General features: G+C 71.1%; 9 protein-coding genes and 1 pseudogene. 7 read left to right on the forward strand and 3 right to left on the reverse strand.

Annotation, left to right across the window (positions count from 1 at the left end; translation table 11 throughout):
• Positions 1–12 precede the first annotated feature (12 nt).
• Both KOI47_RS03985 and KOI47_RS03990 read right to left on the reverse strand, forming a co-directional pair.
• Entirely contained in the window at positions 13–1,680 is a 1,668-nt protein-coding gene (locus KOI47_RS03985) for a substrate-binding domain-containing protein (RefSeq protein ID WP_216214074.1), read from the reverse strand.
• A gap of 97 nt (positions 1,681–1,777) precedes the next feature.
• A complete protein-coding gene (locus tag KOI47_RS03990) occupies positions 1,778–3,484 on the reverse strand; it encodes a serine/threonine-protein kinase (protein ID WP_216217070.1) in 1,707 nt (568 codons plus the stop codon).
• A 207-nt stretch (positions 3,485–3,691) separates the two neighbouring features.
• On the opposite strand from KOI47_RS03990, the gene KOI47_RS03995 reads away from it, so the two are divergent.
• The 6 genes from KOI47_RS03995 to KOI47_RS04020 all read left to right on the forward strand — a co-directional run bounded on the left by KOI47_RS03995 (position 3,692) and on the right by KOI47_RS04020 (position 11,673).
• On the forward strand, positions 3,692–5,584 hold the full coding sequence (locus KOI47_RS03995; RefSeq protein ID WP_216214076.1) for a methylmalonyl-CoA mutase family protein: 1,893 nt from the start codon (positions 3,692–3,694) through the stop codon (positions 5,582–5,584).
• Positions 5,581–7,746: a methylmalonyl-CoA mutase gene (gene scpA, locus KOI47_RS04000; protein WP_216214078.1), complete on the forward strand. Its 2,166-nt coding sequence runs from the start codon at positions 5,581–5,583 to the stop codon at positions 7,744–7,746. Before KOI47_RS03995 ends, scpA begins: the two co-directional genes overlap by 4 nt.
• A 10-nt stretch (positions 7,747–7,756) precedes the next feature.
• Positions 7,757–8,752 carry a methylmalonyl Co-A mutase-associated GTPase MeaB gene (meaB, locus tag KOI47_RS04005; RefSeq protein ID WP_216214080.1) on the forward strand — a complete coding sequence of 332 codons (996 nt, stop codon included), beginning with the start codon at positions 7,757–7,759 and terminating at the stop codon, positions 8,750–8,752.
• Positions 8,753–8,811: 59 nt separating this feature from the next.
• Positions 8,812–9,063 carry a hypothetical protein gene (locus KOI47_RS04010; RefSeq protein ID WP_232376526.1) on the forward strand — a complete coding sequence of 84 codons (252 nt, stop codon included), beginning with the start codon at positions 8,812–8,814 and terminating at the stop codon, positions 9,061–9,063.
• 248 nt (positions 9,064–9,311) lie between these two features.
• On the forward strand, positions 9,312–10,607 hold the full coding sequence (locus tag KOI47_RS04015; RefSeq protein WP_216214083.1) for a M20 family metallopeptidase: 1,296 nt from the start codon (positions 9,312–9,314) through the stop codon (positions 10,605–10,607).
• 160 nt (positions 10,608–10,767) lie between these two features.
• Positions 10,768–11,673 carry a DUF559 domain-containing protein gene (locus KOI47_RS04020; protein ID WP_232376527.1) on the forward strand — a complete coding sequence of 302 codons (906 nt, stop codon included), beginning with the start codon at positions 10,768–10,770 and terminating at the stop codon, positions 11,671–11,673.
• An 86-nt stretch (positions 11,674–11,759) separates the two neighbouring features.
• Here KOI47_RS04020 and KOI47_RS04025 read toward each other — a convergent pair.
• A pseudogene (locus KOI47_RS04025) lies at positions 11,760–12,213 on the reverse strand (gamma-glutamylcyclotransferase).
• A 133-nt stretch (positions 12,214–12,346) separates the two neighbouring features.
• Between KOI47_RS04025 and KOI47_RS04030 the strand changes: the two are divergent.
• Positions 12,347–13,750, forward strand: coding sequence for an NAD(P)H-quinone dehydrogenase (locus KOI47_RS04030; RefSeq protein WP_216214085.1), 1,404 nt, complete (start codon positions 12,347–12,349; stop codon positions 13,748–13,750).
• Positions 13,751–13,755 lie beyond the last annotated feature (5 nt).

Consider the following 13,755-nt stretch of genomic DNA (forward strand, 5'->3'; position numbering starts at 1 on the left):
ACTAGCTTGCGGTTAGCAGTCCCCGGTGGGGCAGCGCAACTTGCTCAGGGTGGAGAAGAAGATGTCCTCGATATCGGTGACCTGCGGGGCCAGCGAGACGAACCCGCCGGTCGCCTTGGCGATGTCGTTCAGCTCCGCCGGGTCGACATCGGTGCCGAGCCCGATGAACACGATCGGCAGCGGCCGCTGCGGCGAGCTCAGCTTCCGCAGCTCGCCGAGCAGTTGCTCCCTGGTGATGCCGTCGTCCTCGTTCCGGCCGTCGGTCATGATGATCACCACGTTGGTGCGGCCGGGTTTCCACGACTCGGTGGCCTCCCGGTATGCGGCCAGCGTGGTGTCATACAGCCCGGTGGCCCCCTGCGGCTGGCTGAGCAGCGAGTCGAGCTTGGTGGTCAGCCCGTCCTCGGCGTGCTTGCTCATCGGTTTCCACGGCGCAACCTGGCGGTAGTCCCTGTCCCCTTCCAGCTTGGTCGAGAACTCCCACAGGGCGTACTCGGTACTCGGCTTGAACAGCCCGGTGCCCCGCTTGGCCGCCTCGATGGTCACCTGCATCCGGGTCCTGCCGGTGCCCGGTACCTCGGTGGCCATCGAACCGGAGACGTCGATCACGGTGAGCACCCTGCCGCTGGCGTCCACGGCCGCCCACCGCTCCAGTGCCGCGCCGGTGTCCTTCTTGCTCGGCTGTGGGCTGGGGGAGCGGGGCGCGGCGTCGATCCGGTTGTCCGCATCGCGGGAGCCGGTCAGCCTGCCGTCCGCGGTCCGCAGCCCCTGCCTGCCGAGCGCCTCCTCGAACGCGGGCTCGCGCAGCCTGCTCAGCAGCCGGTCGGCCGCCCTGCGCTGCGCCTCCTCGGCGCCGGGCAGCACCACGAACGGGAAGTCCAGCCAGGGGGTCGGCTGGGCGGGGTAGCTGGCCACCACGGACAGCGCCGAACCCCGCTCGTGTTCCTGGTTGTGCCGCAGCACCCGCTGCTCGGATGCGGGGAACGCGGACAGCGCCGGTTCCAGCTCGCCATCGGGCAGATGCTCGAACAGCCTGCGGCTGTCGTCCACCCGGTGCTTGGAAAGCGAGCGCAACGCGGCGGTGGCCGCCGGCGCGTCTGGCACCGCCGCCTGGATCCCGAGCAGGGCCGCCGCGGCCGCGGGATCGTAGGTTGGGTCGGTGGTGCCGGCAACGACCTGGCCGCCCTCCGGATCGACCAGTTCGGACCAGTCCGGGCGTGCTCCCGGCCAGCCCATCTCCTCCGCATCGGCCTCGGCGACGGCGAACACCACCGGGGTGCTGGCCAGCGAGGGGTTCTGTGGCTGGATACCCTCCCGGCGTTCGGCGGCCCGCCGCACCTGCATGGTCGACTCCGGAATCCACACCGCGGCCCCCGGGTCCAGGTTGGGAGTGGCCAGGGTGGCGGCCATGGTCGAGGAGTCGTGCGCCTGGACGTCCACCTGCACGCACCGGCCGTCCAGCCGTTCCGGCTGCTCCCCGGCGAGTTCGGCCACGGCGGGCTCGATGCCGGGCGCCGCGGCGACGGTGAGCGTGACCTGGCCTTCGCACCGGTCGCCGAAGCCTCCGGTGAGCAGCATGACGCCGGCCCAGCCGGCCAGTACGACCACCACGGTGACGCCAAGTGAGCCCAGGATCAGGCCGTACCGGCTCCTGCGGTGCGCTGCCCGGTGCTGTCCCACCACCTGCCTCCCGGAAGTCGTCGCTTGAATTTACGCCACTCGAATGGGTGACACCAGGACAACGTGCCGGGCGGTGCGGGCGTTACTGAGCGCGCGATCACTCCATGATCTGGAAGGTGGGCATGATCCGGTCGAACAGCTGGGTACGTGCGGTTCCCTCCTGGTCCGTTGGCACTGTGAGCCCGACCACCCACAGGCTGTCCTGTGCCAGGAACACGTGCGCGACGGTCGCCCGGTTCAATGGTCGCTCCGCGTGTTCGTCCGGTCGTACCGGGCTGGACTCCACCGTGCGGTAGCTCAGCAGCACCCCCTGCCTGCCCTCGGTGAGCGGGGTGAACTCCACCTGTCGCAGGTTGCCGCCCCAGAGCTTGCCCAGCGCGTTCCAGTAGGCAGTGGGGGACAGCGGGGGTTCGCTCTCGAATCGGGCCACGTCGAAGGACTGGGTGCCGTCGGCGGAGACGAACTGCACCAGGGTGCGCGGGGGCAGGCCGCCGCCGGTCTCCCTGCTGACGAACTTCGTCCAGTCCTTCGGCACCTGGACCGAGAACAAGCCGCCGCGCGCCCCGCGCAGGTTGGTGGCATCGCCCTGGCGCGGGGCGAGCTCGCGCAATGGTGGCGCGGCCGGGCCGGCATCCGAGCGCTGCGGCGGCGCGAGCGGCTGGGCGGCGACCACCCTGGTCAGCACGAAACCTCCGGCCGCGGCGGCGAGGAACAGCAGCACCGCGGCCACCGTCACGGCCACGCTTGGCAGCCTGCGCCGCGGCCGCCCGCCCGCCGGAGTGCCCACCGGTTCCTGGCCCACCGGCCCGCTCGGCGTGGCGAAGGGCAGCGGGCCGGGGTCGGCGGCCAGTTCCCCGCCGGCCCCGGCTTTCTCCTGATCCGGCAGCGGCGGCCCTGGCGACACCGGCGCGGTGATCACCTGGGTGGCCGTGGTGTCGGCACGGTCCGGCGCCGTGCTCGCCGGGGTATCGGCGAACAGTTCCGGCCCGAACAGGGTGTGCCGCGGCTGGGCCAGCAGGGGATACAGCCTGCGCCGCACCTCCCGCAGCGGCATCCGGGCGCCGGGTTCCTTGGCCATCAGCCCGCGGATCACCGGGGCGAGGGGGCCGGGACCAGGCTCCGGCACCTCGCCGTGCACCACCCGGTTCACCGTCTCCAGAGGGTCCCCGTTGGCGTCGTACGGCGGCCTGCCCAGCACGGCCGCGAACAGGGTCGCGCCGAGCCCCCAGAGGTCGGCGGCCGGGGTCACCGCGCCGCCGGAGGCCACCTCCGGAGCGATATAGGCGGGTGAGCCCAGCATCATCCCGGTGCGGGTCATGGTCGCCTCGGACACGTTGCGTGCGATGCCGAAGTCGTTCAGCTTGATCCGCCCGTCCCTGGCCACCAGCACGTTGCCCGGTTTGACATCGCGGTGGGTGATGCCCGCCGTATGCGCGGCCTCCAGTGCCGAGCCCACCGCGTCGGCCACTGCGGCGGCCTGCGGCGGGGTGAGCGGGCCGTGCCCGCGCAGCAGTCCGGCGAGGCTGCGGCCGGGCAGTAACTCCATCACCACGAACGGTTCGTCGTTCTCCCTGGCCACGTCGTGCAGGATGATCACGTTCGGATGGGAGAGCACGGCAATCGCCCTGGCCTCACGCAGGGTGCGCTCGCGCAGCTCGGCGGCGCGGGACGGGGGAACCCCCGGTGGCAGCCGGACCTCCTTCACCGCCACCGGGCGGTGCAGGAACTCGTCGTAGGCCGACCACACGGTGCCCATCGATCCCGAGCCCAGCACCGACTGCAGCCGGTACCGGCCTGCCACCACGCGCGGTTGGGCCGGTTCCGGTTCGGCCGGTCCCACCTGGGCCTGGGTGGGGTCTGCCGCGTCCGCTGGACCGTGCTCGGAGGTGGACACCCGCCTATTGTGGCGTAGCGTGCGTACCCGCTCCCGCGCGGCAGCGGCGGCGCAAGGATGTGAATGGCGATTAGCCTCACATGTCGTGCAGGCCCTGCGGCCTTACCATCGAAAGGTATGACCCAAGTGGCTGGTGGGACGACGTCGTCCGAGCCAGGGGGCGAGCAGCCGGATGAGCTGAGTCTCGCCGCCGAGTTCGAGACCCCGAGCCGGGACCGGTGGCAGGAGCTGGTCGCCGGGGTACTGCGCAAGACCGGCGCGCTGCCGGAGGACTTCGATGGTGCCCCGGAGAGCCTGCTCACCACCCGCACCTACGACGATATCGAGATCCAGCCGCTCTACACCGCCGAGGACACCGCGCCACCGGCCGGGCTGCCCGGCCTGCCGCCGTTCGTGCGCGGCGCCCGCCCGGAAGGCGCGGTGAGCACCGGATGGCAGGTGCGCACGCGATACGCCGACCCCGATCCGGCCGCGGCCAACCGCGCGATGCTGGCCGACCTGGACGGCGGCGCGAGCTCGCTGTGGCTGCGGACGGGGCGGGGCGCGCTGCCGCCTGACGCGCTCGCCGACGCGCTGGCCGGGGTGTACGTGGAGCTGGCACCGGTGGTGCTGGACGCGGGGGCGGACTACCCGGCCGCCGCTGCGGCGCTGCTGGAGGTCTTCGCCGAGCGGGAAATCCCGGCCAGCGAGGCCGCCGGCAACCTGGGTGCCGATCCGATCGGGCTGTGGGCCCGTACCGGCGTGCGGCAGGAGGTCGCCCCGGCCGCCGAGCTGGCCGTCCGGATCGCGGGCACGCATCCGGCACTGCGCACCATCGTCGCCGATGGGCTGCCCTTCCACGAGGCCGGCGGCTCGGACGCGCAGGAGCTCGGCGCCGCGATCGCCGCGGGGGTCGCCTACCTGCGCGCCCTCACCGCGGCCGGGCTGAGCGTGGACGCTGCCTGCTGGCAGCTGGAGTTCCGGCTCGCCGCCACCGCGGACCAGTTCCTGACCATCGCCAAGTTCCGCGCGGCGCGGCGGTTGTGGGCCAGGGTCACCGAGGTCGCCGGCGCGGGGAACGAGGCCCGCGCGATGCGCCAGCACGCGGTGACCTCGGCGGCCATGTTCACCCAGCGTGACCCGTGGGTGAACATGCTGCGCAGCTGCGTGGCCTGCTTCGGCGCGGGCGTCGGCGGCGCCGACGCGGTGACCGTGCTGCCCTTCGACAACGCGATCGGCCTGCCGGACGCCTTTTCCCGCCGGATCGCCCGCAACACCCAGGCGATCCTGCTCGAGGAGTCCAAACTGGCCGGGGTGATCGACCCGGCAGGCGGTTCCTGGTACGTGGAGAAGCTCACCGACGAGCTCGCGCAGGCTGCCTGGCGGGAGTTCACCGAGATCGAGCGGGCAGGCGGTATCGAGTCCACTGTGGAGTCCGGGATGCTCGCCGAGCGGCTGGCGGAAACCTGGCGGCGGCGCTCGGAACGGATTGCCACCAGGGCCGATCCGATCACCGGGGTCAGCGAGTTCCCTGACCTGGCGGAGAAGCCGGTCGAGCGCGCCCCGCTGCCCGCCGAGCGGGACCGTGGCGGGCTGCCGAAGGTGCGCTACGCCAAGGACTTCGAGCGGCTGCGTGACCGCTCCGACGCCCACCTCGCCGAGCACGGCGCCCGCCCGCGGATCTTCCTGGCCACCCTGGGGCCGATCGCCGCGCACACCGCGCGGGCCACCTTCGCCGCGAACCTCTTCCAGGCCGGCGGGATCGAGCCGGTCAACCCGGGTGCCACCGCGGAGCTGGTCGAGGCGTTCACCGCCAGCGGCGCCAGGGTGGCCTGCCTGTGTGGTAGCGACTCCGGCTACGCCGAGCAGGCCGCCGAGGTGGCCACCGCGCTGACCGAGGCGGGTGCGGAAGCCGTGCTGCTGGCCGGAAGACCCGCCGACCACCCCGGGGTGACCGGTTACGTCTACACCGGCTGCCCCGCGCTGGAGATCCTGACCGGCCTGCTGGACACGCTGGGAGTGGCGCAATGATTCCGAACTTCGCCGATGTCGAGCTCGGCACCCCGGAGCAGGGCGGCCAGGCCGAGTGGGCCGATGCGCTGCACGCCAGTATCGGCAAGGGGCCGGACGCGCTGTCCTGGGAGACACCGGAGGGTATCGGCGTCAAACCGGTCTACACCGCCGATGATTTGTCCGATGTGGACTTCCTGCACACCTATCCCGGTATCGCGCCGTTCCTGCGCGGGCCGTACCCGACGATGTACGTGAACCAGCCGTGGACCGTGCGGCAGTACGCGGGTTTCTCCACCGCGGCCGAGTCCAACGCCTTCTACCGGCGCAACCTCGCGGCCGGGCAGAAGGGCCTCTCGGTGGCCTTCGACCTGGCCACCCACCGCGGTTACGACTCCGACCACCCCCGGGTTTCCGGCGATGTCGGGATGGCGGGCGTCGCGATCGACTCGATCTACGACATGCGGCAGCTGTTCGACGGCATCCCGCTGGACAAGATGAGCGTGTCGATGACCATGAACGGCGCCGTGCTTCCGGTGCTGGCGCTGTACGTGGTGGCGGCCGAGGAGCAGGGGGTCCAGCCGGAGCAGCTGGCCGGGACCATCCAGAACGACATCCTCAAGGAGTTCATGGTCCGCAACACCTACATCTACCCGCCGCAGCCCTCGATGCGGATCATCTCGGACATCTTCGCCTTCACCTCGCAGCGGATGCCGCGGTTCAACTCGATCTCCATCTCCGGCTACCACATGCAGGAGGCCGGGGCGACCGCCGACCTCGAACTGGCCTACACCCTTGCCGACGGGGTGGAGTACATCCGGGCCGGGCTGGAAGGCGGGCTGGACATCGACTCCTTCGCCCCGCGGCTGTCCTTCTTCTGGGCCATCGGGATGAACTTCTTCATGGAGGTCGCCAAGCTGCGCGCGGCCCGGCTGCTGTGGGCCAAGCTGGTCAACCAGTTCGGGCCGAAGTCCAGCAAATCGCTCTCGCTGCGCACGCACTGCCAGACCTCAGGCTGGTCGCTGACCGCGCAGGACGTCTACAACAACGTCACCCGCACCTGCGTGGAGGCGATGGCCGCCACCCAGGGGCACACCCAGTCCCTGCACACCAACGCGCTGGACGAGGCGCTGGCGCTGCCGACCGACTTCTCCGCCCGGATCGCGCGCAACACGCAGCTGCTGCTGCAGCAGGAGTCCGGCACCACCAGGGTGATCGACCCATGGGGCGGCAGCGCGTTCGTCGAGCGGCTGACCTACGACCTTGCCCGCCGGGCCTGGGCGAACATCTCCGAGGTCGAGTCGGCTGGTGGGATGGCCCGCGCGATCGACGCCGGTATCCCGAAGATGCGCATCGAGGAGGCCGCCGCGCGTACCCAGGCCCGGATCGACTCCGGCCGCCAGCCGGTGATCGGGGTGAACAAGTACCAGGTCACCGGGCAGGAGGAAGAGGTCGAGGTGCTCAAGGTGGACAACGCCGAGGTGCGGGCCCAGCAGCTGGAGAAGCTGCGCAGGCTGCGCGCGGAGCGGGACGAGTCCGCCACCCAGGACGCGCTGCGCGCGCTCACCGCGGGCGCCGAGGCCGACGGCAACCTGCTGGCGCTCGCCATCGACGCGGCGAGGGCGAAGGCGACCGTCGGCGAGATATCCGACGCGCTGGAGCGGATCTGGGGCAGGCACTCCGGGCAGATTCGTACCATCTCCGGGGTGTACCGGGACGAGGTCGGCAAGTCCGCGAACGTGGAACAGGTGCGCGAGCGGGTCGCGGAGTTCGCCGAGGCCGAGGGGCGCCGCCCGCGGATCCTGGTGGCCAAGATGGGCCAGGACGGGCACGACCGTGGGCAGAAGGTGATCGCGACGGCCTTCGCCGACCTCGGTTTCGACGTGGACGTCGGCCCGCTGTTCTCCACCCCCGCCGAGGTCGCGCGCCAGGCGGTGGAGGCGGATGTGCACATCGTCGGGGTGTCCTCGCTGGCCGCGGGGCACCTTTCCCTCGTCCCCGCGCTGCGGGCGGAACTGGCCGAGCTCGGCAGGGAGGACATCATGGTCGTGGTCGGCGGGGTCATCCCGCCGGGTGACTACGAGGACCTGCGCAAGGCGGGCGCCGCGGCCATCTTCGGGCCGGGGACGGTGATCGCGGACGCCGCGATCGGCCTGCTCGACCAGCTCGACGCGCGCGACTAGGGGCCTTGCGGTGGCGCGGCGGATCGACGTCGGCGAGTACGCCAAGGGCGTGCTCGCGGGGGACCGGGGCATGTTGTCCAGGGCGATCACCCTGGTGGAGTCCAGTAGGCCGGAGCACCGCGCGCGGGCGCAGGAGCTGCTGGTCGAGCTGCTGCCGCACTCAGGGGGCGCGCACCGGGTGGGGATCACCGGCGTGCCCGGTGTCGGCAAGTCGACATTCATTGACGAGCTGGGCACGACCCTGACCGGGTCCGGGCACCGGGTCGCGGTGCTGGCGGTGGATCCCTCCTCCACCCGTACCGGCGGCAGCATCCTTGGCGACAAGACCCGGATGGGCAGGCTCGCGGTGGATGCCTCGGCGTTCATCCGGCCCTCGCCGACCGCGGGCACGCTCGGTGGGGTGGCCCGCGCCACCAGGGAGACCATCGTGCTGATGGAGGCAGCAGGCTACGACATCGTGCTGGTGGAGACGGTCGGCGTCGGGCAGTCCGAGGTCACCGTGGCGAATATGGTCGACTGCTTCCTGTTCCTCACTCTGGCGCGTACCGGTGACCAGTTGCAGGGCATCAAGAAGGGTGTGCTGGAGCTGGCCGACGTGATCGCGGTGAACAAGGCCGACGGCGAGCACGAGCGGGAGGCCAAGCGGGCGGCGCGGGAACTGTCCGGCGCCCTGCGGATGATCTACGGCCCGGATGCCGAGTGGACCCCGCCGGTGCTCACCTGCAGCGCGCTGACCGGCAACGGGCTGGACACGGTATGGCACCAGATCCGGCGGCATGACGAGATGCTCTCCGCGTCCGGGCAGCTGGCCGCGAAACGCAGCGCCCAGCAGGTGGAGTGGACCTGGTCGATGGTGCGCGAGCAACTGCTCGGCAGGCTGGCCGCCGATCCGCGGGTGCGATCGGTGGTGCCGGAGGTCGAGCGGGCCGTGCGCGCTGGCGAGCTGACCGCGACACTCGCCGCAGAACGAATCCTCGGCGCCTTCGGCCTGGACCCGGCACACTAGTGCGCATGCGCCCCCGTGTGTTTGCCGTCTGTGTGGCCGTTCTCGCCACCCTCTTCGCCATGCTGATCACCGGCGTATCCGCCGCCGCGCCCGGCTCGGCCGGCTCGGCCGCCGAACCGCTCACCGCGACTGCCGGACCGGTGCTCGTCCAGGAGACCACCGGCCCGGAGGACGGACCCACGCTGGACCCGACCACCGAGGCCGATGCGGACAAGAGCAAGAACAAGATCATCGTTGGGGTGATTGCCGCGGTGCTGCTGGTGATCGTGGTGCTGGGGCGGAGGGCGAGGAACAAGAAGAAGAGCGGCTAGTAGTCGATGAGCTACGGCCTGGGTACAGCTAGGCCGAACTCGTAACCGCCGTTCAACGCAGATCAACTACCGGCTGTCTCGCACTCTGGACCAGGACTCCCAGATGTCACCTGGATGGTGCAACACTGGTGGCAAATGCGTAGGACACCGATCACTCAGCGAACGAACGCTCCGGCCGTCGTGCATGCGACTGCTGCAATCGTGGGGCCGTTCGCGAATGGGGGTACGGCGTGGAACGGGGGTACAGCGTGACTGTGCTCGACTCGCGTCGGGAACGGCCGGACGAACGCGACAAGCGGCAAGCCGGGGTCTCCGAGCACGGCGCGTTGATCACTGAAGCCGGCGTGAGCATGGCACCGATACCGGACCTCGGCGCGGGCCGCGGGCCCTTCTGGCTGGACGAGTGGATCCGGGCGAACGCCGCCGACGTGGTCTCCTGGCGCCGCCGGATCCATGCCAACCCGGAGCTTTCCCGCAGGGAGTACGCGACCACCGAGATGATCGTCGGCCTGCTGCGCGCGGTCGGCCTGCGGCCCTCGGTGCTGCCCGGCGGCACCGGGGTGATCTGCGACATCGGCAGCGGGCCCACCTGCGTCGCGCTGCGCGCCGACCTGGACGCGCTGCCGCTGACCGAGGCCACCGGGCTGCCGTTCGCCTCGACCGTGCACGGCGCCGCGCACGCCTGCGGGCATGACGCGCACACCGCCATCCTGCTGGCCACCGCGCGGGTGCTGGCCACCGCGCCGGAGCTGCCCGGCCGAGTGCGGCTGATCTTCCAGCCAGCCGAGGAGGTCATGCCAGGCGGCGCGCTGGACGCGATCACCGCGGGCGCGCTGGAGGGTGTGGACCGGATCTTCGGACTGCACTGCGACCCGCGGCTGCCGGTCGGCAGGATCGGTACCAGGGTGGGTGCGCTGACCTCGGCGGCCGACCTGATCGAGCTGCGGCTGACCTCGCCGGGCGGGCACACCTCCCGCCCGCACCTGACCGCCGACCTGGTGCACGCGCTGGGCACGGTGATCACCTCGCTGCCCTCGGTGCTCTCCCGCCGGGTGGACCCGCGTTCCGGCACGGTGCTGGTGTGGGGCGCGGTGCACGCGGGGGAGGCGCCGAACGCCGTCCCGCAGGACGGGAAACTGCTCGGCACCCTGCGTACCGCCGACCATGCCGTGTGGTCGGAGCTGGAACCGCTGGTCGCCGGCGCGGTGGAGTCCCTGCTCGCCCCCACCGGGGTCGGCTTCGAGCTGGACTACCGCCGTGGCGTGCCCCCCGTGGTCTGCGACCAGGACAGCACGTACCTGCTGCGTGCGGGCGCCGAGGCCGCCCTCGGCGAGGACGCCCTCGCCGGAACCGAGCAATCCTCCGGTGGCGAGGACTTCGGCTGGTACCTGGAGCACGTCCCCGGAGCGTTCGCCCGCCTCGGCGTGTGGCCCGGCGAAGGCGCCCAGCGCGACCTGCACCAGCCCACCTTCGAACTGGACGAACGCGCCCTCCTGGTGGGCGCCCGCGTCATGGTGCACACCGCCCTCGCCGCCCTCTGCTGAACCGTGTTTGCCCCCCACGCGCACGTGTTTGCCCTCCACGCGCACGCGTTGGCCGTTCACAACCATGGACTTATCCACAAGGTGTCCACAAAGCGCTGAGTTGTCCACAGATCGACTCACGGCCTCCCGCGCGCGGTTCCGTTGACGCAGCCTGGAGTGCGTGTATCAGATAACGGGAGCCCTGCACGGGGTAGCGGCTCGCGCGGATGTCGCGCAGGCCATGGGTGAACGTCGACTGCAAACCGCCCTTCGCCAGGGCGCCCTCCTCCAGCCGTGGCGAGGCGTGATCATGCGGGGCGACATGGCCAGCGATCCGATCTCGCGGGCCACCGCCGGGCTGCTCGCCGCCGGACCTGACGCGGTGCTCTCCCGGAACACGGCAGCGTCGATTCACGGGTGCACCGCGGCCGATTGCGCTGAGGTGCACGTCACTGTGCCGTACTCGAAATGGGTGCGGTCGAAGAGGGGACTGATCGTCCATCACGATCGGTTCGACTCGGCCGATGTCGTTCGGCGCCACGACCTGCCGGTACTTTCGCTGCCCGCGACGATCACCGAGATGTTGTGTACCGCGCCGCGATGGGTGGCACTCGCCTGCCTGGACCAGGCTTTGGCCTCCCTGCCCGGAGGGGAAATCGGTGAGTTCCGAACCGACGTCGATCAGCGGCTGGCCATGCGAGACGAGCGCAAGGGTGTCTCGGCTGCGCAAGCCCTGCTTTTCATGGGCACGAACAAGGCCGAATCACCATGGGAAAGCCGGTTGCGCCTGACCGTCATCGACGCCGGGTTCCCGTGGCCGGAGCCGCAGTACGAGATTCGGACCTTGAGCGGGCGGCGGCTGTATGTGCTGGACCTGGCCTGGCCTGACTTACGCATCGGGCTGGAGTACGACGGGTTCGAGGCGCACGAGGAGCGCGCGGAGTACGACGCCGAGCGGGATCGGCGGATGACTGAGCGCGGCTGGTTGATGATCCGGGTTCGTAAGGACGACCTGGCCGATTCCGCATCATTTCTTGCCCAATTGCGGACGGCGTTCGCGCGCCGCGGGCACGCGATCTCCGCCTGACCGTGTGGGAACGGCAAAAGCGTGCGCGGGAACAGCCAACGCGTGCATGTGGAGGGCAAACACATGCGCGTGGGGGGCAAACACGGTTAGGGGCCGATGCCTCGGCAGGGGCGGGTGCGCAGGCCGTCCACGTAGTCGGGTGGGGGCGCCGGCGGCCTCGGCGGCGTCGGCGAGCACGCCGAGGTACCGCGCCGAGGGGAGGCCGCCCTCGTAGGCGTGCAGCACGTACAGCCAGGCCAGCACGGAGCCGTCCATGGTCTGCACCCGCAACCGGATCTTGTTGTGCATCCCCAGGTCGCCGCCCTCCCAGCTGTCCAGCAGGCTCTCGTCGAGCGGGGTCACGTCGTAGAGCACCACGAACACCCGGGATCCGGGGTCCTCCACGATCGTGGCCAGGGCGCCTTCCCAGCCCAGATCCTCGCCCCCGAAGGTCAGCCGCCAGCCTTCCAGCCAGCCGGTGCCCGCCATCGGCGAGTGCGGGGCTCGCTCCATCATCTGGGCGGGTTCCATGTTGGACCCGTACGCGGCATACAAAGGCACGGCGACAGCCTAGCGACCATCTCGTCACCTGTTCGGACGCATCCGGGCGTGTCTGGGTCACCGGCCACCCGACCGCCAGCGGACCGGCCCGCGTACGGTGGATGAGGCAGTCGTGTGGAGGAGGAAGGTCAACGTGACCAGGATCGTGATCATGGGCGGCGGGCCTGCGGGTTACGAGGCAGCACTGGTCGCCGCGCAGCACGGCGCCGACGTCACCGTGGTGGAACGGGACGGCCTCGGCGGCGCCTGCGTGCTCTACGACTGCGTCCCCTCCAAGACCTTCATCGCCTCCTCCGGGGCGCGCGCCGGGATGCACGGACTCAGCGAGCTCGGCATCGTCACCGACCTCGCGAAAACCCGCATCGACCTGCACACCGTGCACGGCAGGGTGAAGGGCCTCGCCCTCGCCCAGTCCGCCGACATCCGGGCGCGGGTGCAGCGCGAGGGGGTGCGGGTGCTGAGCGGGACCGGCCGGTTCTGCGACGCCGAGCCGGGGCTGGCCACCCACCAGATCGCGGTCACCACGATGTCCGGGGAGCAGGAGATCCTGGACGCCGACGTGGTGCTGATCGCCACCGGTGCCACCCCGCGGGTGCTGCCCGGCGCGGTGCCGGACGGCGACCGGATCCTGGACTGGCGCCAGCTCTACGACCTGCCCGAACTGCCGGAACACCTTGCCGTCATCGGTTCCGGGGTCACCGGGGCCGAGTTCGCCTCCGCCTACACCGAGATGGGCGTCAAGGTCACCGTGGTCTCCAGCCGGGACCGGGTGCTGCCGCACGAGGACGCCGACGCCGCCGCGGTGCTGGAGGAGGTCTTCAGCCAGCGGGGCACCACCGTGGCCAAGCACGCCCGCGCCGACCGGGTGGAACGCACCGAGAAGGGCGTCGAGGTCCACCTCACCGACGGCAGGGTGATCGAGGCCAGCCACGCCCTGATGACCGTCGGCTCGGTCCCGAACACCTCGGACATCGGCCTGGAACGGCTGGGCATCGAGCCCGGCCCCGGCGGGTTCATCGCGGTCGACCGGGTGTCCCGGACCAGCGCGCCCGGGGTGTACGCGGCCGGCGACTGCACCGGGGTGATGATGCTCGCCTCCGTGGCCAGCATGCAGGGCCGGATCGCCATGTGGCACGCCCTCGGCCAGGGGGTGGCGCCGATCAAGCTGAAAACCGTGGCGGCCAACGTGTTCACCCACCCGGAGATCGCCACGGTCGGGATCAGCCAGCAGGCCATCGACAGCGGCGAGGTGCCTGCCCGCACCATCATGCTGCCGCTGGCCACCAACGCCAGGGCCAAGATGGAGGGCCTGCGGCACGGCTTCGTCAAGCTGTTCTGCCGGCCGGCCACCGGCGTGGTGGTCGGTGGCGTTGTCGCCGCGCCCACCGCGAGCGAGCTGATCCTGCCGATCGCGCTGGCCGTGCAGAACCAGCTCACCGTGGAGCACCTGGCGCTGACCTTCTCGGTCTACCCCTCACTGTCCGGGTCGATCACCGAGGCGGGCCGCCAGCTCATGCGGCACGACGACCTCGACTGAGCTCG

The organism is Amycolatopsis aidingensis (assembly GCF_018885265.1).
GTDB classification, from domain to species: Bacteria; Actinomycetota; Actinomycetes; order Mycobacteriales; family Pseudonocardiaceae; genus Amycolatopsis; species Amycolatopsis aidingensis.